The following is a 22,135-nucleotide window of genomic DNA, read 5'->3' on the forward strand; positions in this document are numbered from 1 at the left end:
CCCGGTCCTGCGATGGCGCCCGATCCGCCCGGTCAGGAGACCGTGCAGGCCTTTCCGTTCAGCGTGACCAGCCCGGGGTCGGGATTGGGGCCGGGGGAGGAGACGCCGTTGAAGCCGAACGTGGTGCTGGCGCCGGGCGCCAGTTTCGCGTTCCAGGACAGGTTCTTCGCGGTGACGGTGGCGCCGCTCTGGCCGACCTGCGCCGACCACGACTGGCTCACCTTCTGGCCGCTGAGGAAGGCCCAGCGCAGGGTCCAGCCGTTCACCGCCTTCGTGCCGGTGTTGCGCACCGTCACCTGGGTGGTGAAGCCGGACGGCCAGCTCCCGTGGGTGGTGTAGGTGACCGCGCAGGACGGCGCCGGCACCGCGCCGGCGTCACCCTGGTCGGCCAGGAACGACGCCAGCCAGGCCAGCGCCGAGTTCCAGTTGATCGCCACCTCGTTCGTCGCGTACGAGTTGATGTCGTCGACGTAGCAGAACATCGGCGCGCATCCGGCGAGCAGGTTCGCCGCGAACGGGTCCTGGAGCGCGGCGTTCGGGCCACCGGCGAGCGAACCGGCCGGCGGGCGCGGCAGGTCCGGGTTCAACTGGTGGGCGAAGATGCGGCTGTGCTGGTTGCGGGCGTGCTGCTCGCCCCAGCCGGTCACGTACGACATGTTCAGCGCGTTGCGGCCGAACAGGTAGTCGGCGGCCTGCACCGCGCCGTCGCGGTACTTCGCGTCCCGGCTCAGGTCGAACGCGGTGGCCAGCACGATCGCGTTGTTCACCAGGTTGCTGTTGCTGCCCCAGACGTACGCGTCGGCGCTGCCCGGGAACGGCAGCCCGTACGCCTGGCCGGCGATGGTGGCCAGGTAGCTGTCGGCGGCGGCGGTGATGGACTCGCGGATGCGGGTCTTCTCGGCGGCGGGCAGCGTGTTCGGCACGGTGGCCAGGTCCAGGCGGCCCAGCGCGGCGACGCTCTGCCAGCCGAACGCGCCGTTCGCGGCGAACACGTCGGCGGTGTGCAGCGGCGAGCCGGTGACGTCGGCCAGGTATGCCTTGTCGCCGGTGGTCAGCCACAGCTCGACCGCGGCCCAGTAGAACTCGTCGCTGACGTTCGTGTCGTCGTACGCGCCGCCGCCGGTGCCGTCGGTGGCCGAGGCGTAGATCGCCGGGTGCTCCTTGGCTGCCGCGTACGCGGTCTTCGCAGCGGTGCCGCAGCGCGCGGCGAAGGCGGCGTCGTACGGGGCGTACAGGCGCTGGCACTGCGCCGCGACGGCGGCGAGGTTCAGCGTGGCGGCGGTGGACGGCGCGTGCAGCTCGCGCGGCTGCGGGTCGTCCTGGGGCTGCAGCGGCAGGCCGGTCCAGTTCCGGTCGTGGATCTTGTGGTGGACCATCCCGGCCAGTGGCTTGCCGGTCGGGACCTGCATGCGGAGCAGGAACTCCAGCTCCCAGCGCGCCTCGTCGAGCACGTCCGGCACGTCGTTGCCGCGCTCGGGCACCCGCAGCGTGGCGTCGCCCAGGGCGGCGCCGCCGTCGGCGGTCTCGGCGGTCTTGGTCCGCTCGAAGGTGCTCAGCAGCTGGTAGGCGGCGATGCCGCCGTTGACGACGTACTTGCCGTGGTCACCCGCGTCGTACCAGCCGCCGCGCACGTCCAGCGAGTAGTCGCAGACGCCGGCCTGGCACGGCACGTTCGTGTCGCCCTGGTTCGGCGCGACGTCCAGGTGGCCGGCGGGGCGGGCGTACTCCTCGCCGATCAGGTCGCCGTCGATCTCGATGCCGCTGCGCTGGGCGTAGAAGAACTGCAGCGAGTCGGCGCGCAGCCGGTCGTAGAGCGCGCCGGAGATGTCGAACGGGTGGCTGGTCTCGCCGTCCACTGTGAGCGTGTAGCCGGTGCCCGGCGTGCGGTACGCGGAGAAGTCGACAGTCTGCACGTTCTGCGCCGAGGCGGCGTCGGTGCCGCGCGGAGCGGTCTGCCCGCTGGCGACCACCGAGCCGGCGGCCGACTTGAGCTGCCAGGGCAGCGCCTCGGTGGCCTCGGTGACCACAGTGGCGTGCTTCGGGCCGCCGGGCAGGTAGCCGACCTGGTTGACCCGGACCCGCGGACCGGTGTCCGGCTCGTACGGCGGCGCCGGCTCCCCGCCGCGCAGCGACACGTTGTCCAGGCAGAACGTCTGCGCCTGGGCGCTGCCGCCGACCTGGAAGATCAGCTGGGCGGTGGGGTTGTCGGCCGGCGAGGTGAAGGTGGTGGTGACGTGCTTCGCGGTGCCGGTGGCGGTCGCGTCGACGCTCGCGTACGTGGTGTAGGGGGCGCTGCCGAGCTGGAGCACCGCCTTGACGGCCGCGCCCGGGGTGGCGGAGACGTCGAAGGAGAGTTCGTACTCGGCGCCCTGGGTCAGCGGCACCGCGTCCTGGCCGATGCCGGCGTCCCACGGGTTGGCGGTGCCGGCGGCGACTGAGGTGCAGAGCCGGCCGTCGACGACAGCGAGGTCGCCGGTGCCGTACGAGAACCAGGGTGAGACACCGGCGCTGAAGTCGCCGTTGCGTAGTTGTTCGGGGGCGTCCGGCGGCACCTCGGCGCTCGCCGGGCCGGCGGTGAGGCCGGTGAGCGCCAGCGTGGTAGCCGCGATCGCGGCGAGCCGACGACGGGATCGGGTCACGGAGGTTCCTTCCGTGCTCGGGGGTGGTGGGGGAGACCGGGAACTGGGAGCGCTCCCAATATCAGCCCGATGTTTCCACCGCGTTCCGTCGCTGTCAATCGATCCGGCCCGATGAGCTGCCGCGCGCCCGCGCGCGGCGGGATTCCGCGCGCCACGTACGATGTCAGTGATCTCCTAGAGACATCCGAGCCCTAGACCTGGCAGGCTGCGACCCATGACCCTGAAGCTTCGTTCCGTCGGAGCGAGCGACCGTGGGCTGATCCGCAGCGGCAACCAGGACGCGCAGCACGCCGGCGCCTGGCTGGTGGCGGTCGCCGACGGCATGGGCGGCATGGCGGCGGGCGACCTGGCCAGCCGCATCGCCATCGACGCGATCGCCCCGCTGGACGTGGAGACGCCGGAGGACGCGCTCGTCGCCGCGCTCCAGGGCGGGATCGAGGTGGCCACCGCGCGGATCCGCCAGGCCGTCGAGGAGGATCCGGAACGCCAGGGCATGGGCACCACGCTCACCGCGTTGCTGTTCGCCCGCACCGGCAGCTGCCTGGCGGTGGCGCACGTCGGCGACTCCCGGGCCTACCTGTACCGCGAGGGCGTGCTCAAGCAGGTCACCCGCGACGACACGTTCGTGCAGATGCTCGTCGACCAGGGCGTCATCACCGCCGAGCAGGCCAGCAGCCACCCCCGGCGGGCAGTGGTGACCCAGGCGTTGCAGGGCGACGAGGTCTCCCCGTCGTACGCCACGATGGTGCCCCGGGCCGGTGACCGCTGGCTGCTGTGCAGCGACGGCCTCTCCAACGTGGTCCGCGCGGACACGCTCACCGAGGTGCTCAGCGAGCAGCCGGAACGCGACGCCTGCGCGGCCCGGCTGATCGACCTGGCGCTGCGGGCCGGCGGCCCGGACAACATCACCGTCGTGATCGCCGACGTGGTCGAGGAGTAGCAGCCCTCACCGCCGGCGCGGGCTGGCCCGGCGGGTCGGCTCGGCGGTGGTCGGGTCCTCCGGCCACGGATGGCGCGGGTAGCGTCCGCGCAGCTCCGCCCGTACCTGCGGGTATCCGGTGCGCCAGAACGACGCCAGGTCGGCGGTGACCGCCACCGGCCGTCCGGCGGGGGAGAGCAGGTGCAGCAGCACCGGCACCCGCCCGTCGGCGACGCGTGGCACGTCCCGGCAGCCGAACGTCTCCTGGAGCTTCACCGCCAACACCGGGGCGGCCGGATCGGCGTAGTCGACCCGGATCCGCGAGCCGCTGGGCACCGCGAGCCGCTCCGGGGCCAGCTCGTCCAGCCGCGCCGCCTGCCGCCAGTCCAGCAGCCGCCGCAGCGCCGTCGCCACGTCCGCCCGGCCGAGGTCGGCCCGGCGGTGGGCGCGGGCCAGCTCCGGGCCGAGCCAGACGGGCGCGCCGGCGAGCAGCGCCGCGTCGGTGACGTCCGGCCAGTCGTCGCCGAGCGCCTGGCGGCAGAACGCCAGCCGCTGGCGCAGCCCGGTTGCCTCCGGCGTCCAGCGCAGCAGGCCCGTCCCCTCCTGCCGCAGCCCGTCCAGCAGCGCCGCCGCGACCAGCTCCGGCTCCGGCGCGGTCAGCGGCCGGTCGACCAGTTCGACGGCACCGAGCCGCACCACCTCCCGGGCCACCACGTCCCCGCCGGACCAGGTCACCTCCCGTCCGGAGCGCAGCAGCGCCGTACCGGCCTCCCGGGCGGTCGCCTCGTCGATCGGCGCGGCCAGCCGCACCCGGGCGGACGGCGCGCCGGGGGAACGGTCGGCCACCGCGACGGCCAGCCACGCCGCTCCGGCCAGCCCCGACCCGGGCGCCAGCTCCGCGGCGGTCCCGCCGGCCATCAGGTACGCGGACCCGCCCGGCCGCCGTGCCCGGGCCAGCCGTTCCGGGTACGCCAGCCCGGCGAGCAGCCCCGCGGCCAGATCGTCGGGCAGGCGCTCCCGCTCGTCGCCGGCCGACGGTTCGCCGCTCCCGCTGCGGTGCGGCGTCGATCCGGCCGGGGTGCCGGCGGGGTTCCGGTCGGCGGGCAGGGCGGCGCGCAGGCGGCGTACCTCGGTGCGCCAGCGCGCGGTGGCGCCCGGATCGGTGCCGTCGCGCAGCCGGCGCCAGCGTGCGGGCAGGTCGTCTCCCGTCCCGCCCAGCGTGTCCTCGCCGAGGATCGCCACCACCTGGGCGGCCCGGTCGGCACCGACCCGGGGCGCGCCGTCCAGCAGCGCCCGCGCCAGCCGGGGATGCGTGCCCGCCGCCGCGACCGCCCGTCCCCGCGCGGTGATCCGGCCGTCGTGGTCCACCGCGCCGAGCGTGGTCAGCGTCTCCCGCGCCACCGTGAGCGCGGCCGGCGGCGGTGGGTCGGGCAGCGCCAGCCCGGTGCCGTCCGGTGTGCCCCAGGCCGCCAGCTCCAGCGCGAACCCGGTCAGGTCGGCGGTGGCGATCTCCGGTTCGGGCTGCGGGGCGAGCCGCTCGTGCGCCGCCTCCGACCAGCAGCGGTAGACAGCGCCGGGCGCCTCCCGTCCGGCCCGGCCGGCGCGCTGGGTGGCCCCGGCCCGCGACACCGGCACCGTCACCAGCGCGCCCAGCCCTCGGGCCAGGTCGGTGCGGGGCACCCGGCTCAGTCCGGCGTCCACCACCACCCGGACGCCGGGGACGGTCAGGCTGCTCTCCGCCACCGCCGTCGCGAGCACCACGCGCCGTCCGGCAGCAGGGGTGAGCGCCGCGTCCTGGGCGGGCCCGGGCAGCCGTCCGTGCAACGGCAGCACCGCGATGTCGCGGAGATCGGCCAGGCGGCGCGCGACGGCGCCGATCTCACCGGCGCCGGGCAGGAAGACGAGCACGTCACCGTCGCGTTCACGTAGCGCCCGGCGGACCGTGGCGGCCACGTGGTCGAGCAGTGCCGGGTCGACCCGGCCGGCGCCGGGCGGCGTCACCGGGCGCGGTGGCGGCGCCCACACCCGCTCGACCGGGTGCAGCGCCGCCTCGGCGCGTACCACGGGAGCGGGGTCGCCGGCGCCGAGCAGCGCGGCGAACCGGTCGGTCTGCGGGGTGGCCGACATCGCCAGCAGCCACAGGTCGGGGCGCAGCGTCGCCCGGGCCTCGACGCTGAACGCCAGCGCCAGGTCGGCGTCGAGGTGCCGTTCGTGGCACTCGTCGAGCAGCACCGCGGCCACGCCCGGCAGCTCCGGGTCGTGGTGCAGGCGGCGGACCAGCAGGCCGGTGGTGACCACCTCCACCCGGGTACGCGGCCCGGTCCGGCGCTCACCGCGCACCGCGTACCCGATCCGGTCGCCGACCCGCTCGCCGAGCAGGGCGGCCATCCGGTGCGCGGCGGCGCGGGCGGCCACCCGCCGGGGCTGGGCGATCACCACGCGGCCGGTGACCGCGTCGGCGACCGCGAGCGGCGCGGTGGTGGTCTTGCCGGTGCCCGGCGGCGCCACCAGGACTGCGGCGCCCCGCTCGCGCAGCGCGTCGACGAGCGCCGGCAGGACCGGGCGGACCGGCAGGTCGAGCGGGATGTCGGCGAGCACTGACCCACTCTCGCACCGCACCGCTGGACGGTCCGCGCTGCCCCCGGGAACGCGGAACGGCCCGGCCGGCGCACCGCCGACCGGGCCGGGTGGCCGCGACGCCGGGTCCGCCGACCCGGCCGCCGCCCCCTTGCTAGTACGTTCCGTCGAGCTGACCGCGCAGCTTGGTCAGCGCCCGGGCCAGCAGGCGGGACACGTGCATCTGCGAGACGCCGATCTGCTCGGCGATCTGCGACTGGGTCAGGTTGCCGTAGAAGCGCAGCGTGAGGATCTTCTGCTCGCGCTGGTCGAGCGTGGCGAGCGCCGGGCCGAGGGCGACCCGCATCTCGGCCAGCTCGAACTCGCCGTCCTCGCCGCCGAGCAGGTCGCCCAGCTCGGTGGCCCGCTCGCCGTCGCCGGTCGGGGTGGACAGCGACACCGCGTTGTAGGCACGAGCGCCCTCCAGGCCCTCCAGGACCTCTTCCTCGGTGAGCTTGAGGTGGGCGGCGATGTCGGCGACAGTCGGCGAGCGGCCGAGCGTCTGGAGCAGCGTGCTGTTGGCGTCGGAGATCGCCAGCCGCAGCTCCTGGAGCCGGCGGGGCACCCGGATGTCCCAGGTGCGGTCGCGGAAGTGGCGCTTCAGCTCCCCGATGATGGTCGGGATGGCGTAGCCGGCGAAGTCGACGCCGCGCGACGGGTCGAACTTGTCGATCGCCTTGATCAGGCCGATGGCGGCGGTCTGCGCCAGGTCGTCGTTGGGTTCGCCCCGGCCGCTGTAGCGGTGGGCCAGGTGGTTCGCCAGCGGCAGCCACGCCTCGATGGCGCGGTCGCGCAGCGCGGGCCGGGACGGGTGGTCGGCGGGCAGCGCGGCCATCGCGGCGAGCAGGTCGGCGGCGCTGTCGGTGAGCGAGCGGGGGTCGAGCTTCGCGGAGCCGGCCGGCGTGGTCGCCGGGGCGCTCGTCGTGGGAGCGGTCATGGGTGGTCCTCCCTGCACCTCGTCCACGGAAGAAAAAAGACGTGACGCTTAGGTTTAGGTGTTGGTCCTACGTTTGGAAGCCACCATAGCCCGATCGTCCTGCGGAAATCTAGCCGAAAGTACGATGTACTTAAGGTGTAGGCGGGTGTGAACGGTGTGAAGCGGTTGATTCGGGTCTCACCAGGTACCGGCTCGCCGGGCCCGCAGCGGCCTGCCGTCCGGGTCGTAGACCAGCCGGTACGCGGGCAGCGCCCAGAGCCGCGTACGCCAGGGCAACCGCTCCGGGTGGTGCGGCCGCAACCGGCCCGGCGGGCGGGGACCGACGCGCCCGCCGGCGTGCCAGCGCTCCAGTTCCTCCGCCGTCGTGGTGATCGCCGCCACCGCGTCCGCCGGGTCCAGCAGGTCGTCGTCCTGCCCGCCGCCGGGATCGCGGTCCAGGTGCTCGCGCCACAGCCACAGCCGCAGGTCGCGGGCGAACACCCGGGCACCGTCGCCCAGCCCGGCCGGGTCGGCCGGCGTGCGGGTGTCGCGGGTGTCGTCGAGGACGGCGCAGGACAGCTCGCTGTCGTGCGTCCAGGACCGGCGGTTGAAGTTGTCGCTGCCCACGCTGGCCCAGACGTCGTCCACCACGCAGACCTTGGCGTGCACGTAGACCGGCGTGCCCTCGCGGTTCTCCACGTCGAAGACGTGCACCCGTTCCGGCGCGGCCCGGTGGCACAGCGACAGCGCCTGTTCCCGGCCCACCATGTTCGGCGGCAGCGCGAGCCGGCCGTCCACGTCCGGGTGCCGGGGCACGACCGCCACCAGGTGCAGGTCCGGGTGCTCCCGTAGCGCCTGCGCGAACAGCTCGGCCACCTCGGTCGACCAGAGGTACTGGTCCTCCAGGTAGATCAGTCGCCGGGCCCGGCGTACCGCCTTTGTGTAGCCGCGGGCCACCGTGCGCTCACCGTCCGGGGCGAATGAGTAGCGGGGCCGCACCGCCGGGTAGGTGCGCAGCACCTGCACGTGGTGCGGCCCGCACGGCGGCGGGTCGGCGGGCTGCGCGGGCAGCGGGTCCGGGCGCAGGTCGGAGCCGCGCAGCCGGTCCCGCAGGTACGCCGTCGGGTTCTCCGAGTCCAGCGGCATCGGGTCGGTCCACCGTTCCCGGAACGTGGTGTCCAGCGCGCCGACCACCGGCCCGCGCACCGCGAGCTGCACGTCGTGCCAGGGCGGCGTGGGGCCGTACCGGGGGGACATGCCGACAGGTTGCGGGTCGCCCGCGTGGTCGGCGTCGTCGCGGCGGCTGTGGCACAGGTCGATGCCGCCGGCGAAGGCGACGTCGCGACTCGGGTCGCCGGGGCGGCGCAGCACCACCAGCTTCTGGTGGTGCGAGCCGCCGCGCCGGACCCGCTGGTCGAGCAACACCTCGCCGCCGGCCGCGCGGATCGCCTCGCTGAGGTCGCGGTTCTCCGCCTCGCTGTAGGAGAGCGTGTCGAGGTGGGAGCGCCAGATCAGGCCCTTGACGATCACCCCGCGCTGGGCGGCCTGGGCGAACAGCTGCGCCACAGTCGGGCCGTCCGGGCGCATCCGCTCGTCCGGGTCGCCCCGCCAGTCGGTGAAGAACAGGTGGTCGCCCGCCGACAACGACTCCACCTCGCTGACCAGGCGGTCAAAGTACGCGGCACCGTGAATCAGTGGCTCGGCGAGGTTTCCATCGGTCCAGGCGGGTAACTCAGACCTCGGGTTGGCGCGTTCCTGTGCGGTGAGGAACCAGTCCCGCAGAGTCACGTTCCACCCCCGAGGTCGACGACGTCCTCACACGGTAGGACCCCCGGTAGGACCCCGCACGGCGAGCAGCAGGTCGCGTGGGTGCCGTGCGCCAGGGGGTGCGCCGGACCCCTGGATCGCGACACCGAGGAGGCACCGACATGCCCGCCGAGACGACGAACACCGTGACCGACCGCGACCAGGCGGTGGAGGGGGAGCGGGGTGCGCTGGTGGCGGTCCTGTTGATGGTGATCCTCGGAGTGGCCGGGATCTTCGCCGTCTCCTGAGGCCGCCGCCGGGGCGCCCCGGCGAACCGGGGCGCCCGGAGCGGGTCAGGGCCGGTCGCCCTGGCCGTCGCTGTGCGGCACCCGCCCGGTCGGGATCACCCCGAGCCGGCCGGCCTGGAAGTCCTCGACCGCCTGGATCAGCTCGGCCCGGGTGTTCATCACGAACGGGCCGTAGTGCGCCACCGGCTCGCGGATCGGCTGGCCGCCCATCAGATAGAGCTCCAGCGCCGGGGTGTTGGAGTCCTGCGTCGGGTCGGCGGTGATCCGCAGCGCCTCGCCCGGCCCGTGCACGGCGAGCTGGCCGAGGTGGATCGGCCGCCGGTCGGTGCCGACAGTGCCACGGCCGGCAAGCACGTACACCAGCGCGTTGAAGTCAGACCGCCACGGCAGGCTCAGCTCGGCGCCGGGCTGCAACGTGACGTGCGCGATGGTGATCGGCGTGTGCGTCGAGCCCGGGCCCCGGTGCCCGGCGACCTCCCCGGCGATGACCCGGATCAGGCCACCGCCGTCGGGCGTGGTCAGCAACGCCGACTCCCGGCCGCGGATGTCCTGGTAGCGGGGCGCGCTCATCTTGGCCACCCGGGGCAGGTTGACCCAGAGCTGGAGGCCGTGGAACAGCCCGCCGCTCATCACCAGGTGCTCCGGCGGCGCCTCGATGTGCAAAAGACCACTACCTGCCGTCATCCACTGGGTGTCGCCGTCGGTGATGGTGCCGCCGCCACCTGTCGAGTCCTGGTGGTCCATGATCCCGTCGATCATGTAGGTCACCGTCTCGAAGCCGCGGTGCGGGTGCCAGGAGGTGCCCTTCGGCTCGCCCGGCGCGTAGTCGACCTCGCCCATCTGGTCGAGGTGGATGAACGGGTCCAGCTCGGTCATCGGCACGCCGGCGAAGGCCCGGCGGACCGGGAAACCCTCGCCCTCGTACCCGCTGGGGGCGGTGGTGACCCGGCGGACCGAGCGGTATTCGGTGGCCTCGCCGAGCTTCGGCAGGCGGGGCAGGACGAGGACGTCGTCGACGGTGATCGCGGGCATCGCGGGGCTCCTTACTTGTCGGCCGGGGTGGACGACGCGGTGCGGTCGGCGCGCAGGCGCCGGCCGAGCCGCTCGAAGACCCGGGTGAGGCAGGCGACCTCGGCGTCGTCGAGGTCGTCGATCAGGTGGGCGCGCACGGAGCGCAGGTGGTGCGGCGCGGCCTCGCGCAGGGCGAGCAGGCCGGCGGCGGTGAGGACGGCCTCGCTGCCGCGCCGGTCCGCCGGGCACGCCTCCTTCGCCACCAGGCCGCGCTTCTGCATCGTGGTGATCTGGTAGGTCAGCCGGCTCGGTGAGAACACCAGCCGGTCGGCCAGCTCACCCATGCGCAGCCGCTGGCCGGGCACCTCGGAGAGCAGCACCAGCACGTGGTAGTCGGCGAAGCTCAGGTCGCTGTCGGCGCGCAGGTCGTCCTCGAGCCGCGTGAACAGCCGCTGGCTCGACTCGATGTACGCACGCCAGCAGGCGATCCGCTCCGCGTCCAGGCTCTCCGTCATGGCTCCGAGAGTAGCACTATTTAAAATTTAAACAAGCGCCTCTGCCGCATGCGGCATCGTGCCTGATGCCGCCCTTCTTGAAAACTGAAGATAGGGTCGGGGGATGGACGATCTCGACCTGCTCGACTGGCGGGAGCGGGTGGCCCGGCTCTATCTGTCCGGCCTCGACCTGGCTGGGTTCCGGGCCGCGCGCGACGAGCTGTTCCGCACCCACCCCAGCAGCCCGGTGCCGCCCGCCGACCGGCCCGGCTTCACCGGGCTGCGCTGGTACCCGCCCGACCCGTCGGCAGTGGTCGAGGCGCCGCTGCGCGCCGCCTCCGGCGAGCTGCGCATCGACACCGGCGGCCCGGACGGGGTGGTCGCGTACCGGCGGGTCGCGGTCGCCGAGACGCCCTGGGGACCGCTGACGCTCTGGTGGATCGAGGCGTACGGGGGCGGGCTGTTCCTGCCGCTGCGCGACGGCACCTGCGGCGACGGCTCGTACGGCGGTGGCCGGTACCTCACCGACACGGTGAAGGGCACGTTCGGGCGGGGCCTGACCGTGCTGCCCGGCGGCCGGGTCCGGCTGGACGCCAACTATCTCTACAACCCGAGCTGCGCCTACGACGACAGGTGGGCGTGCCCGCTGGCCCCGCCGGAGAACCGGGTGGACGTGTCGCTGCGGGCGGGCGAGCGGGCGTACCACTGACGCGACGAGGGAGGACCCCGGCGGGGCCCTCCCTCGATGTCGCGTACCCGCGTCAGCGGGCGGTCGCGCCGGTCGGTGTCAGGTGCATCCGGCTGAGCAGCTGCTGGGCCTGACCGGCCAGATCCGCGTCCACAGTGACCGCGTACTGGGCGGCCCGCAGCGAACTGGCCGACGTGAAGTCACGCTGCCCACCGCTCATGGCGTGCGCGACGGCGCCGAACACGGCACCCCAGATCGCGCCGATCACCAGCCCGACCAGGATCACCGCCAGCCAGTTGCCGGCGGTGAAGATGCCGAACAGCAACCCGATGAACAAACCGAACCAGGCGCCGGTGCCGGCGCCCAACAGGGCTGCCCGGCCCGTGGTGAGCCGTCCCATCACGGTCTCCACGAGCGTGAGGTCCGTCCCGACGATCGAGGTACGTTCCACCGGGAACCGGTTGTCGGCGAGATAGTCCACCACGCGCTGGGCGGACGGATAGTCCGGGTACGAGCCGATCGTGACGGTCGCCGAACCGGCCTGTGGGCCGTGCCCGTCCCCGCTCGGCGGCGTCGGGCGACCGCCCGGGCCGGACGGGAGGTTGTCGCTGCCCGGCATTCCGGGTTGCCAGGCCGCGGTCGGAGTCGAGGGTCTGGTCATGAGCATCCTCCTTCGTCAACCCACCGCGTTCCCGCCGCCGGGCAGCGGTAACGCGCCGGACCGGACCGATGTGGCGAGGCATGCCGGTGCCCCGGGCCGGGTAGCCACACCCGTGCCGACCCGACACATCAGCGAGCACGGCTTCCTCGCCGACGGGCGCAGCGCGGCGCTTGTCGACAGCGACGGCTCGGTCAACTGGTGGTGCCCGCCCCGGTTCGACGCGCCGTCGGTGTTCGGGCGGCTGCTCGACGCCGACGCCGGGCACTGGAGCATCCGCCCGGAGGGCGCGGCCACCAGCAGCCGGTCGTACCTGGACGACACGCTGGTGCTGCGTACCGTCTTCACCACGGCGACCGGCACTGTCGCCGTCACCGACGCGCTGGCGCTGGAGCACGGCGCGCGGGGTCACGACATCGGGATGCGCTCGCCGCGGGTGCTCGTCCGGCTGGTCGAAGGGCTCACCGGCGAGGTGCCGATGCGTGTGGAATACGCGCCGCGATTCGAGTACGGCCGGGTCGGCGCCTACCTCACCGAGCACGACGGGGTGGTGGCCGCCACCGCCGGGGCCTGCCGCCTGGAGCTGCGCGCCGACGTCCCGCTGACCATCGCCGAGGGGGCCGCCGCCGGACGGTTCACCGCCCGCGCCGGCAGCGCTCACCGCTTCACCCTCGGGTACGCCCCGACGTACGCCGGGGGGCGACCGGCGCTGCCCGACGCCGCCGAGGTGGTGGCCGAGACGGTCGCCGGCTGGCGGTCCTGGTCGGCGCTGCACGACTACCAGGGCGAGTACCGCGACGAGGTGCGGCGCAGCGCGCTCGCCGTGCAGGGCATGACGTACGCGCCGAGCGGCGCCGTCGTCGCGGCGGCCACCACCTCGCTGCCGGAGAGGCTCGGCGGCGACCGCAACTACGACTACCGCTACGTGTGGCTGCGCGACTTCAGCCTCACGCTCCAGGCCCTCTGGCGGGCCGCCTGCCCGGACGAGGCGGACCGGCAGTTCACCTGGGTGGCGCGGGCGATGGGCCGGATCGGCGACGAACCGGTGCCGATCATGTACGGCGTCGAGGGGGAGCGGGACCTGACCGAGCACGACCTCGACCACCTGGCCGGGTACGAGCACAGCCGCCCGGTGCTGGTCGGCAACGACGCCTGGCGGCAGCGGCAGAACGACGTGCTGGGCGAGGTGCTCGACGCCGCCTGGCTGATGCGGTATTACCTCGATCCGATGTCACCAGAGGTCCGTGACCTGCTGCGGACGCTCGCCGACCAGGCCGAGCGCGGCTGGCACCGGCCCGACGCGGGGATGTGGGAGGGGCGTGGTCCGCAGCGGCACTACGTGTCGTCGAAGGTGGAGTGCTGGACCGCGCTGGACCGGGCGGTCCGGTTCGGCTCCCGCATCGGCGAGCCCGCCGACGTGGCGCGCTGGGCCGCCGCGCGCGACGAGATCCGGGCGGCCGTGCTCACCCACGGCTGGAACGAGCGCGTCGGTGCGTACACCGGGGCGTTCGGTGCCGACGACCTGGACGCCTCGGTGCTGGTCATGCCGCTGGTCGGTTTCCTGCCGGCGGACGATCCGCGGATGCGCGCCACGATGGACGTGCTGGAGCGGCGGCTGTCCCGCGACGGGCTGCTGCGCCGCTGGGACGGCGACCCGGCCGGGTTCGTGATCTGCTCGTTCTGGCTGGCCGCCTGCCTGGCCGAGGCGGGGGAGCTGGACCGGGCCCGGCGGCTGTTCGAGCGCCTCGCCGCCCGCACCAACGACCTCGGCCTCTACGCCGAGCAGATCGACCAGGACACCGGCGAGCAGGTGGGCAACTTCCCGCAGGCGTACTCGCACATCGGCCTGATCATCGCCGCCGGCCGCATCACCGACGCCGCCGCCCGCGCCCCCTCCGCCCGCCACCCCGCTACCGCTTCGCGTCGATCATGAGGTTGACGGCGAAGTCGATCTCCCTGAGTGCCGCCAAGTTCATGATCGACGCGGCGAAGAGGGCGGGTGGGGGAGGATGAGGGGGTGGATCTGGTCTTGATGGCGGACACGCATGTGCCGAAGCGGGCGCGGGACCTTCCGGCGGCGCTGTGGGCGGCCGTCGAGGCCGCGGACGTGGTGGTGCACGCCGGGGACTGGGTTGACGTGGCGCTGCTGGACGCACTGGAGGAGCGGTCGCGCCGCCTGATCGCCGTGTACGGCAACAACGACGGACCGGAGCTGCGCGCCCGGCTGCCCGAGGTGGCCCGGGTCGAGCTGGACGGCCTGCGGGTCGCCGTGGTGCACGAGACCGGCCCGAAGACTCGCCGCGAGGAGCGCTGCGCCGCCGCGTACGGCGACCGCGACCTGCTCGTCTTCGGACACTCGCACATCCCGTGGGACAGCGTCGCCCCTGGTGGCCTGCGCCTGCTCAACCCCGGCTCGCCCACCGACCGGCGGGCACAGCCGTACGCCACCTTCCTGACCGCCCGGGTGGCGGCGGGGCGGCTCGACCGGGTCGAGCTGCACCGCCTGCCCCCACGTTGACCTCAGCGGCCCCGGCCGGTCTCCGCCTGGAGCTCGTCGATCCGCCGGGACGCCTCGGCCTTGGTCAGGCCCTCCGGCACCGGCTCGCCCGCCTCCTGGGCCAGGGTGTGCAGATACGACTCCTGGGCGGCGGTGGGCGGCTCGTCGCCGGTGACCCAGTCGTCCGGGTCCTTGACGGCGGCGTCCGGGTTCACGTTCCTGCCGCTGGCGTTGTCGCGGTCGGCCATGCTGATCACCTCTCCTCGAACAGGTGTACCACTACCCCGGTCGGGCGGGTTCATGCCGCCAACCGCCTACGATCACCTGGTGACGGCGGACCGGGCGGGCGTGGTGGTGGTCGGTGCGGGCATCGCCGGGGTGGCCTGCGCGGCCGAGCTGGCGCGGGCCGGTGTCCCGGTGCGGGTGCGCGAACGCGCCCGGGTCAGCGGCGGGCGGCTGGCCAGCAAGCGCTTCGACGGCCGTCCCGCCGACCTGGGCGCCGCGTACTTCACAGTGGACGATCCGGACTTCGCCGCCGTGGCGGACCGGTGGCGGGCCGCCGGGCTGGCCCGGGAGTGGACCGACACGCTCGTCGCGTACGGGCCGGGCGGCCGCGAGCGGGTCAGCGGCCCGATGCGCTGGGCCGCCCCGCGCGGGCTGCGCTCGCTCGTCGAGCACCTCGCCGCCGATCTTCCGGTGACGCACGAACGGCTGGTGACGCGCGTCGAGCCGGGCCCCCGGGTGGACGGCGTCGAGGCGGAGGCGGTCGTGCTGGCCATGCCCGGTCCGCAGGCCGCGCCGCTGCTGGACCCGGCCCTGGCCGACGCCACCCGGGCGGTGGCCGCGCAGCGCTGGTCGTCGGCGCTGACCGGGGTGCTGCGGTACCCGGCCCGCCGCTGGGCGGACTTCCACGGCGCGTTCGTCAACGACCACCCCGTGCTCAGCCTGGTCTGTGACGACGGCGACCGGCGTGGCGACGCCGCCCCGGTGCTCGTCGCGCACACCACCGCCGGGTTCGCCGCCGGGCACCTGCGCCAGCCCGCCGCCGCCGGCCCGGCGATCGAGCAGGCGGTCCGCGACCTGCTCGGACTGCCCGAGCCGGCCGCGTGGACACACGTGCACCGCTGGACGTACGCGACCCCTGCCGCGCAGTCCGGGGGCGCCACGTACCACCTGGACGACGACGGGATCGGGCTGGCCGGCGACGCGTTCGGCCGGCCGCGCGCGCAGACCGCCTGGCGTTCCGGCCGGGACCTGGGCCGCGCGCTCGCCGCCCGGCTGGGCTGATCCAGGCCACAACTCGACGCGTGCTCAGCCGGTGGCGGCCACCGGTTGCGCCGCCGAGCCGGCCCGCGCGCCCTCGCCGGTGCGTTCGCCCGCCCGGTCCAGCAGCTGCATGACCGGTGTCGCGGCGACGCCGTGCACCACCACCGACACCACCACCACGAGACCGACTGTGGCCCAGACCAGATCCGCCTGCGGGAAGTCGGTCTTGCTGGTGGCGTACGCCAGGTAGTAGAACGAGCCGACGCCGCGGATGCCGAACAGCGAGATCACCCAGTGCTCGGCCGGCTTGCCCGGCGCCCCGCGCAGTGACAGCCACCCGGCCAGCGGCCGGATCACCAGCACCAGGGCCAGCCCGGCCAGCGCCGCCGGCCAGGTCAGCGGCGCGAGCAGCCCGCCGATCACCGCCCCGCCGAACAGCAGCAACAGCAGCACCGTGAGCAGCCGCTCCACCTGCTCGGCGAAGTCGTGCAGCACGGAGTGGAACTCGTGCGTGCGCTCGGCGGCCCGGATCGCCCGGGCGGCCACGAACACGGCCAGGAAGCCGTACCCGCCGATCACCTCGACCAGCCCGTACGCCAGGAACGTCGCGGCCAGCGCGAGGAACCCCTCGGAGTGCCGGGCCAGCCGCAGCTTGCTCGGGGCGCGGAAGAACAGCTTGCCGAGCAGCCAGCCGACGAGCAGCCCGCCACCCACCCCGGCGGCGAGCTTGTAGAGCACGTCCACCGCGAACCACTCGGCCAGCCAGCCGGACGGCGCGAGCCCGGTGGTGGCGATCGCGATGGCCGCGTACACGAACGGGAAGGCGAGCCCGTCGTTCAGGCCCGCCTCCGAGGTGAGCGCGAAGCGCACCTCGTCCTCCGAGTCCTCCACATCGGTCGGTTCGCCCACCTGCACGTCCGAGGCGAGCACCGGGTCGGTGGGGGCGAGCGCCGCGCCGAGCAGCAGCGCCGCGGCCGGCACCAGGCCGGCCCACCACCACCCGAGCAGCGCCACCGCGGCGATGCACAGCGGCATGGCGATCGCCAGCAGCCGCCAGGTCGACGACCAGCGGGACCAGCTCAACGGACGGTCGATCTTCAGGCCGGCGCCCATCAGCGCGACGATCACACCGACCTCGGTGAGGTGGGTGGTCAGTTCCGGCCAGCGCAGCGGGTCCGGTGTGGGCAGACCGGTGGGCAGCACGAACACGAGCATGCCGAGCCCGAGGAACGCGATCGGCATCGACAGTGGCCGTCGCTCCAGCACGCGGGGCAGCACCCCGGCCAGCAGCGCACCGACGCCCAGCAGAGCGAACGCGACATCGACCGGTTCCACGACACCACCCTTCCGTCGCCCGGCGGCCGGGCGGTGGAGTCCAGCAGTGCCCCGAAGCGGGTCCGGCTAAGCCTGCGCGCGCCGGCCGGTTGAGCCGCCCGTCAGCCGAGCGACGCGATGGCGCTGTCACCCAGCGCGCCCAGCAGCGCGGCCGGGTCCTCGTACACGGCCACCGCGCCCGCGCCGGCCAGTTCGGCGCGGCCGGTGCCGCCGCAGGTCAGCCCGATGCAGGGGATGTCGAGCTTGCCGGCGGCGGCCACGTCCCAGACCGAGTCGCCGACGAACACCACCCGCTCGGCGGCCAGCCCGGACTGCTCCAGCGCGGCGACCAGGATGTCCGGTGCCGGCTTGCTCTCCCGCGCGTCGGCCGACGAGGTGACCGAGTCGATCACGTCGTCCGCGTCCAGCGCCGCCCGCAGCGCTGTCACCTCGTGCTCGGCGGCCGAGGTGGCGAGCACCACCCGCAGCCCGCGCTCCGCACAGGCGCGCAGCAGCTCACGGGCGCCCGGCAGCGGCGCCAGCCGCTCCCAGTACTCGGCGTAGAGCGCGTCGTGCGCGTCGCGCAGCCTGCCGTCGGCGCTCCGGTCCCGCTCGGCGCCGAGCAGGTGGTCGAGGAGCTTGTCCGAGCCCATGCCGATGGACCTGTGGATCCGCGCCATCGGCACCCGGTGGTCGCCCTGGCGCAGCGCCTCCCACCAGCTCACCGTGTGCAGGTACGTCGTATCGACCAGGGTGCCGTCCACGTCGAAGAGGACACCGCGTCGCTTGTCGTCGGCCATGTCCGGCTCCTACCCGGCCGCAGCGTCGCCGACGCGCGACTCACCCGGCGGAATGAGGATCTCGAACCAGACCGTCGAGCCGCGTACGGCCGGGTCGGTGCCCCAGGCGTCGCTCAGCTCCTCGATCAGGCCGAGCCCGCGGCCCCGGCTGCTGAGCGTGTCGGTCTGCGCCCGGGTGACCTGACCCCGGGTGCCGGAGTCGGCCACCGACACCAGCAGCCGCTCGGCGGACAGGTCGACCTCGACCCGGGCGGCCGTGCCGGCGTGCAGCAGCGCGTTCGTGGTCAGCTCGCTGGTGCACAGCACCGCGGCCCCGATCACCGCCTCGGGCACCCGCCACTCGCCGAGCTGCGCGGTCATCCAGTGCCGGACCCGGCTCGGCGCGGTCGGCTCGGCCGGCACCTCCATGCTCGCCGACCGGCTGGGGCGCACCGCGTACTCCACCGCGAGCACCGCCACGTCGTCCTCGGTGGCGCCCGGCACCGACGCGGTCGCCACCGCGCACAGCGCGCGCGGGTCACCGCCTGCCGCCCCGGTCACCGCCGCGCCCAGCCCGGCCATCCCGGCCGCCAGGTCCTGCCAGCGCCGCTCCACCACGCCGTCGCTGTAGAGCAGCAGGGTGTCGCCGGGACGGAACGGCACGGTGGCGGTACGCGCACGCCCGCCCAGGCCCAGCGGAGGGGCCGGCGGCACGTCGACGAACTCGGCCACCGCCGCGTCCGGTCCGGCGCGGCGGATCAACGGCGCGGGATGACCGGCGCTGGCGAGCGTGATCAGCTCCCGGTCCGCCTCGACCACGCCGAAGATCACCGTCACGAACAGCTCCTGGGTGCCGCCCTCGACGCCGAGGCTGCTGACCAGCCGGTCCAGTCCGTCGAGCACCGCGTCCGGGCGGGAGTCGACGAGGGCGAGCGCGCGCAGCGCGGCGCGTACCTGGCCCATCCGGGCGGCGGCCTGCACGTCGTGTCCGGCCACGTCGCCCAGCACCACGCCCAGCGCGCCGGTGGGCAGCAGGAACGCGTCGTAGAAGTCGCCGCCCGCGGCGTTGCCGTCCACGCCCGGGTCGTACCGCGCGGCGATGCGCAGCCGGGGCAGGTCCGGCAGCCGTTCCGGGAGCATGCTGCGTTGCAGCATCTGGGCGGTGCCGTGCTGGGTCTCGAACCGGCGGGCCCGCTCGGCGGCCTGGCCGACCAGCTCCGCCGACGCGGTGAGCAGCGCCCGTTCCGCTGGGGACCAGGGGCGCGGCGCCCGGTAGCCGACGGTCAGCGAACCCCGGACCACAGTCGTCCGCAGCGGCAGCGCCGCGAGCGCGCGGATCTTCTCGTCGTGCCGGTCCGCCGCGACACCGCGCAGCGGCTGCCCGTCGGCGGTGAACGAGGCCACGCCACTGCGCGCGGACACCACCGCCGGCAGCGCCGACTCGGCGGACATCCGCCGCCACAGCGGGGGCAGCCGCTCGTCGGCCTCGTCGAGCAGCTCGCCGCGGATGCGGCGGACCAGCCGCCACGCGCTGCCCTCGTCCACCGCGAACGACACCCGGTCGGCGTCGAAGGTGTGCAGGCAGTAGCGCAGCGTCACCCGCGCCACGTCGTCGAGTGTGAGCGTGCCGGCCAGCGCCGCCGCGAAGTCGCTCAGGCTCTGCAACTGCTGGGTCAGCTGGGTGGTCTGCGCCGAGACGGTGAGCACGCCGACGATGCGGCCGCCGGAGTCGCGGACCGGGCAGTGGCCCCTGGTGAACACGGCCGGCTCGGCCGGGCCCTGCCGGTCGGCCGGCAGCACCGCCTCCCGTTGCAGGAACGGCTCGCCGTGCCGGTAGACCCGTTCCAGCGCCTCGCCCGCGCCCGGGTCGCGCCACACCTCGGCGAACGCCTCGGCCGCCGGCCGGCCCAGCGCGTCCGGGTGCCGGTCGCCGATCAGCTCGGCGTACCCGTCGTTGTAGAAGACCACCAGGTCGTCGCCGAGGAGCAGGGCCATCGGCACCGGGGAGGCGAGCACCACGTCGGCCACCGCGCGGACCGCGGGATCCCAGGTGTCCGGGGGCCCCAGCGACGTGCCGGCCCAGGGGTGAACGGCACCGGCCGCCGGCCCGCCGACGACGGGATCGGTGGGCGCTCCCGGTGCGGGGGCGGACGGAGTGGGAACCCGACCGACGGTGCCTGGCATGACCGCAGCCTAACCGGCGCGTGGCCGGCTGGTTCCGATCATGTGTCCGTGGCGGACGCGGGCACCCGACGACGCGGATGTTCGAGCAGGTCAGGGCCGGTTAGGCAGGCCATGTCGGGAAATTGCCCCGGTCCGGCCCGGCGTGCTGCCCAGGCCATCGGGTATGCGGGCGGCGCAGTTCACGCGACAGGAGGGACATCATGCCGAAAACCCTCGCGGTCGGACAGGTCGACATCAGTGCGGCCTGGACCGACTTCTGGAGGTCGGTGCTGCTCTTCGTACCGCGGGCGATCGCGTTCATCGCGATCCTCGTCGTGGGTTGGCTCATCGCCCGAGCCGTCCTCAAAATCGTGGACGCGGCACTGGAACGGGTCGGGTTCGACCGCGCCGTGGAACGCGGCGGTGTCAAACGGGCCCTGGAACGCACCAAGTACGACGCCAGCGACATCCTGGCCAAACTGGCCTACTACGCGGTCCTGTTGTTCACCCTGCAGTTCGCCTTCGGGGTGTGGGGACCAAACGCGATCAGCGACCTGATTCGCGGGGTGGTGTCCTGGCTGCCGCGGGCCTTCGTGGCGATCGTGATCGTGGTGATCGCCGCCGCCATCGCCAACGCCGTCCGGGACCTGGTCTCCGGCGCGCTCGGCGGGCTCTCGTACGGCCGGGTGCTGGCCGACGTGACGGCGATCTTCATCCTGGCGCTCGGCATCATCGCCGCGCTGAACCAGGTGGGCATCGCCACCACGGTGACCACACCGGTGCTTGTGGCGTTCCTCGCCACAGTGGCCGGCATCCTGATCGTGGGTGTCGGTGGTGGTCTGGTCAAGCCGATGCAGGACCGCTGGGACGGCTGGCTGCACCGGGCCGCCGAGGAGTCCCGGGCGATCCGGCAGCAGCGGCAGGCGCAGCAGGCCGGCCGCGGCGACTACGAGCGGCGGATGGCCGACCGGGGCGGGCAACCGGCACCGGCGGCGCCGCAGTCGTCCATGTCGGGGGCGGGCACGTACCGCTCCGGCGAGGCAGGGGACGAGACGCAGCAGTTCCGCCGGCCGAACGGCTGACGGCAACGGGTTACGGGGTGTCCGCGGGGCGATCGCGGGCGCCCCGTAGCCGTGCCCGGGTCAGGCCAGGTGGCGCGGGTCCAGCCCGCGGGCCAGCAGGCAGACCGCGAGCAGGCGGGTGAGCATCCAGTCCGGCTCGGACCAGTCCACCTCCGCCCCGGCCGGCGGCGTCCAGCCGTGCTCGGCCGCCGCCTCGCGCAGCCCGTCGACGTACCCGGCCAGCGCCGCGACGGTGAGCGGCCGGCGGTCGCCGTCGAGGCTGTCGCGTACCCCGGCGGCGTGCTGGTCGACCTCGGCGAGCAGCCCCGGGTTCGCGTGGGCCGCGGCGAGGCCGGCGGTGCCGACGGCGGCGGTGAGCGTGGTGAGGGTCGTCCGCGCGGCCACGGCCGCAGAGCGGCGGGTCGCGACCCGGTCCTTCGGCGCGCGCATGGTGTCCGAGGCTAACGCCGCCCACCGGGGGCCGGCCTCGGCCGAGCGGCGGATGCCCGGATCGTCCGGGGGAGCGGCCGCCTCCTCCGCCAGGGTTGAGTCGCCCGTGCGGGGGCAGAAGTCCGGTACGCAGACCACGCGATCGGGTCACGGAGGGACAGGATGGGACAACGGGCCGACGGACCGGACCGGGCGCACCGGCGCCCGGAGGGAGTGAGTGACGCCACCGTCGAGGCGCTGGGCAAGCTCAGCGAGGCCCTGGAGTGCGTCGAGCGGGCCCGGGGCCACCTGTACGAGCTGCACCAGCTCATCGGCCACGCCGACCTGATGCTCGACGACGCGGTGGAGATGTTCCGCTCCGCCGGCCACCCGGCGCTCGCCGAGCGGATCGACAGGGAACTGCTCGGCCGCAACGTCATCGCCGGACGGTGGACGTTCCAGATCGTCGAGGACTTCGACGACGGGTACTACGCGCTCTTCCGGGAGCTGGACCGGCGGGCCCGCGACGAGCTGGTCGAGGGCCGGCGGCACCTCTACGAGGCGGAGATGAAGGAGCGCCGCCGCAGCCGGGGGGTGCCGGGGCACGAGGCGCGCCCCGGCGGAAGCTGAC

At 74.4% G+C, this 22,135-nt stretch carries 20 protein-coding genes; 8 read left to right on the forward strand and 12 right to left on the reverse strand.

Annotated features, from left to right (window positions below):
- Nucleotides 1-32 precede the first annotated feature (32 nt).
- On the reverse strand, nt 33-2,639 hold the full coding sequence (locus AB0D28_RS17985; protein WP_357387005.1) for a glycoside hydrolase family 9 protein: 2,607 nt from the start codon (nt 2,637-2,639) through the stop codon (nt 33-35).
- Nucleotides 2,640-2,853: 214 nt separating this feature from the next.
- Here AB0D28_RS17985 and AB0D28_RS17990 point away from each other — a divergent pair, with 214 nt between their 5' ends.
- Entirely contained in the window at nt 2,854-3,579 is a 726-nt protein-coding gene (locus AB0D28_RS17990) for a protein phosphatase 2C domain-containing protein (RefSeq protein ID WP_357387007.1), read from the forward strand.
- Between the two features lie 6 nt (nt 3,580-3,585).
- Here the strand turns inward: AB0D28_RS17990 and hrpB are convergent, their stop codons facing one another.
- The 3 genes from hrpB to AB0D28_RS18005 all read right to left on the reverse strand — a co-directional run bounded on the left by hrpB (nt 3,586) and on the right by AB0D28_RS18005 (nt 8,878).
- Complete coding sequence (hrpB, locus tag AB0D28_RS17995; RefSeq protein WP_357387009.1) at nt 3,586-6,156, reverse strand: ATP-dependent helicase HrpB; 2,571 nt, start codon at nt 6,154-6,156, stop codon at nt 3,586-3,588.
- 133 nt (nt 6,157-6,289) lie between these two features.
- A complete protein-coding gene (locus AB0D28_RS18000) occupies nt 6,290-7,111 on the reverse strand; it encodes a SigB/SigF/SigG family RNA polymerase sigma factor (RefSeq protein ID WP_357387011.1) in 822 nt (273 codons plus the stop codon).
- Nucleotides 7,112-7,288: 177 nt separating this feature from the next.
- On the reverse strand, nt 7,289-8,878 hold the full coding sequence (locus tag AB0D28_RS18005) for a phospholipase D-like domain-containing protein (protein WP_357387013.1): 1,590 nt from the start codon (nt 8,876-8,878) through the stop codon (nt 7,289-7,291).
- Between the two features lie 140 nt (nt 8,879-9,018).
- On the opposite strand from AB0D28_RS18005, the gene AB0D28_RS18010 reads away from it, so the two are divergent.
- Complete coding sequence (locus AB0D28_RS18010) at nt 9,019-9,144, forward strand: hypothetical protein (protein ID WP_013285371.1); 126 nt, start codon at nt 9,019-9,021, stop codon at nt 9,142-9,144.
- A gap of 45 nt (nt 9,145-9,189) precedes the next feature.
- Here the strand turns inward: AB0D28_RS18010 and AB0D28_RS18015 are convergent, their stop codons facing one another.
- The gene (locus AB0D28_RS18015) at nt 9,190-10,176 is read right to left on the reverse strand and encodes a pirin family protein (RefSeq protein ID WP_357387015.1); all 987 of its coding nucleotides are present in this window, start codon (nt 10,174-10,176) and stop codon (nt 9,190-9,192) included.
- 11 nt (nt 10,177-10,187) lie between these two features.
- Nucleotides 10,188-10,670: a MarR family transcriptional regulator gene (locus AB0D28_RS18020; protein WP_357387017.1), complete on the reverse strand. Its 483-nt coding sequence runs from the start codon at nt 10,668-10,670 to the stop codon at nt 10,188-10,190.
- 103 nt (nt 10,671-10,773) lie between these two features.
- On the opposite strand from AB0D28_RS18020, the gene AB0D28_RS18025 reads away from it, so the two are divergent.
- Nucleotides 10,774-11,358 carry a DUF1684 domain-containing protein gene (locus tag AB0D28_RS18025; protein WP_357387019.1) on the forward strand — a complete coding sequence of 195 codons (585 nt, stop codon included), beginning with the start codon at nt 10,774-10,776 and terminating at the stop codon, nt 11,356-11,358.
- A 52-nt stretch (nt 11,359-11,410) separates the two neighbouring features.
- On the opposite strand, the gene AB0D28_RS18030 is transcribed toward AB0D28_RS18025, so the two are convergent.
- Nucleotides 11,411-11,998 carry a general stress protein gene (locus AB0D28_RS18030; protein WP_184684403.1) on the reverse strand — a complete coding sequence of 196 codons (588 nt, stop codon included), beginning with the start codon at nt 11,996-11,998 and terminating at the stop codon, nt 11,411-11,413.
- A gap of 112 nt (nt 11,999-12,110) precedes the next feature.
- Between AB0D28_RS18030 and AB0D28_RS18035 the strand changes: the two genes are divergently transcribed.
- Nucleotides 12,111-13,928: a glycoside hydrolase family 15 protein gene (locus tag AB0D28_RS18035; RefSeq protein WP_357387142.1), complete on the forward strand. Its 1,818-nt coding sequence runs from the start codon at nt 12,111-12,113 to the stop codon at nt 13,926-13,928.
- Nucleotides 13,929-14,012: 84 nt separating this feature from the next.
- Nucleotides 14,013-14,513, forward strand: coding sequence for a YfcE family phosphodiesterase (locus tag AB0D28_RS18040; protein ID WP_357387022.1), 501 nt, complete (start codon nt 14,013-14,015; stop codon nt 14,511-14,513).
- A 2-nt stretch (nt 14,514-14,515) separates the two neighbouring features.
- Here AB0D28_RS18040 and AB0D28_RS18045 read toward each other — a convergent pair whose 3' ends face one another.
- Entirely contained in the window at nt 14,516-14,740 is a 225-nt protein-coding gene (locus tag AB0D28_RS18045; RefSeq protein ID WP_357387024.1) for a DUF3072 domain-containing protein, read from the reverse strand.
- Between the two features lie 100 nt (nt 14,741-14,840).
- Here AB0D28_RS18045 and AB0D28_RS18050 point away from each other — a divergent pair, with 100 nt between their 5' ends.
- Complete coding sequence (locus AB0D28_RS18050) at nt 14,841-15,779, forward strand: FAD-dependent oxidoreductase (protein ID WP_357387144.1); 939 nt, start codon at nt 14,841-14,843, stop codon at nt 15,777-15,779.
- A 24-nt stretch (nt 15,780-15,803) separates the two neighbouring features.
- Here the strand turns inward: AB0D28_RS18050 and AB0D28_RS18055 are convergent, their stop codons facing one another.
- From AB0D28_RS18055 to AB0D28_RS18065, 3 genes are all read right to left on the reverse strand, one after another.
- Nucleotides 15,804-17,093, reverse strand: coding sequence for a cation:proton antiporter (locus AB0D28_RS18055; protein ID WP_357387026.1), 1,290 nt, complete (start codon nt 17,091-17,093; stop codon nt 15,804-15,806).
- 101 nt (nt 17,094-17,194) lie between these two features.
- Nucleotides 17,195-17,872: an HAD family hydrolase gene (locus AB0D28_RS18060; protein WP_357387028.1), complete on the reverse strand. Its 678-nt coding sequence runs from the start codon at nt 17,870-17,872 to the stop codon at nt 17,195-17,197.
- Between the two features lie 9 nt (nt 17,873-17,881).
- Entirely contained in the window at nt 17,882-20,035 is a 2,154-nt protein-coding gene (locus AB0D28_RS18065; RefSeq protein ID WP_357387030.1) for a SpoIIE family protein phosphatase, read from the reverse strand.
- Nucleotides 20,036-20,235: 200 nt separating this feature from the next.
- On the opposite strand from AB0D28_RS18065, the gene AB0D28_RS18070 reads away from it, so the two are divergent.
- Nucleotides 20,236-21,096 (forward strand): hypothetical protein, encoded by an 861-nt coding sequence (locus tag AB0D28_RS18070; protein WP_013285384.1) that lies wholly within the window; start codon nt 20,236-20,238, stop codon nt 21,094-21,096.
- A 60-nt stretch (nt 21,097-21,156) separates the two neighbouring features.
- On the opposite strand, the gene AB0D28_RS18075 is transcribed toward AB0D28_RS18070, so the two are convergent.
- Nucleotides 21,157-21,525, reverse strand: coding sequence for a DUF6401 family natural product biosynthesis protein (locus tag AB0D28_RS18075; RefSeq protein ID WP_357387032.1), 369 nt, complete (start codon nt 21,523-21,525; stop codon nt 21,157-21,159).
- A 162-nt stretch (nt 21,526-21,687) separates the two neighbouring features.
- On the opposite strand from AB0D28_RS18075, the gene AB0D28_RS18080 reads away from it, so the two are divergent.
- The gene (locus AB0D28_RS18080; protein ID WP_357387034.1) at nt 21,688-22,134 is read left to right on the forward strand and encodes a hypothetical protein; all 447 of its coding nucleotides are present in this window, start codon (nt 21,688-21,690) and stop codon (nt 22,132-22,134) included.
- The last annotated feature ends 1 nt before the right edge of the window (nt 22,135 follow it).

This window comes from Micromonospora sp. NPDC048169 (assembly GCF_040652815.1).
Lineage (GTDB): Bacteria > Actinomycetota > Actinomycetes > Mycobacteriales > Micromonosporaceae > Micromonospora.

Excerpts from the sequence above, each read along its gene's own strand:
- AB0D28_RS18065 (WP_357387030.1), bottom strand. The coding sequence starts at position 20,035 with ATGCCAGGCACCGTCGGTCGGGTTCCCACTCCGTCCGCCCCCGCACCG.
- AB0D28_RS18010 (WP_013285371.1), top strand. The coding sequence starts at position 9,019 with ATGCCCGCCGAGACGACGAACACCGTGACCGACCGCGACCAGGCGGTG.
- AB0D28_RS18000 (WP_357387011.1), bottom strand. The coding sequence starts at position 7,111 with ATGACCGCTCCCACGACGAGCGCCCCGGCGACCACGCCGGCCGGCTCC.
- AB0D28_RS18060 (WP_357387028.1), bottom strand. The coding sequence starts at position 17,872 with ATGGCCGACGACAAGCGACGCGGTGTCCTCTTCGACGTGGACGGCACC.
- AB0D28_RS18030 (WP_184684403.1), bottom strand. The coding sequence starts at position 11,998 with ATGACCAGACCCTCGACTCCGACCGCGGCCTGGCAACCCGGAATGCCG.
- AB0D28_RS18025 (WP_357387019.1), top strand. The coding sequence starts at position 10,774 with ATGGACGATCTCGACCTGCTCGACTGGCGGGAGCGGGTGGCCCGGCTC.
- AB0D28_RS18070 (WP_013285384.1), top strand. The coding sequence starts at position 20,236 with ATGCCGAAAACCCTCGCGGTCGGACAGGTCGACATCAGTGCGGCCTGG.
- AB0D28_RS18075 (WP_357387032.1), bottom strand. The coding sequence starts at position 21,525 with ATGCGCGCGCCGAAGGACCGGGTCGCGACCCGCCGCTCTGCGGCCGTG.
- AB0D28_RS18015 (WP_357387015.1), bottom strand. The coding sequence starts at position 10,176 with ATGCCCGCGATCACCGTCGACGACGTCCTCGTCCTGCCCCGCCTGCCG.
- AB0D28_RS18080 (WP_357387034.1), top strand. The coding sequence starts at position 21,688 with ATGGGACAACGGGCCGACGGACCGGACCGGGCGCACCGGCGCCCGGAG.
- AB0D28_RS17990 (WP_357387007.1), top strand. The coding sequence starts at position 2,854 with ATGACCCTGAAGCTTCGTTCCGTCGGAGCGAGCGACCGTGGGCTGATC.
- AB0D28_RS18020 (WP_357387017.1), bottom strand. The coding sequence starts at position 10,670 with ATGACGGAGAGCCTGGACGCGGAGCGGATCGCCTGCTGGCGTGCGTAC.
- AB0D28_RS18045 (WP_357387024.1), bottom strand. The coding sequence starts at position 14,740 with ATGGCCGACCGCGACAACGCCAGCGGCAGGAACGTGAACCCGGACGCC.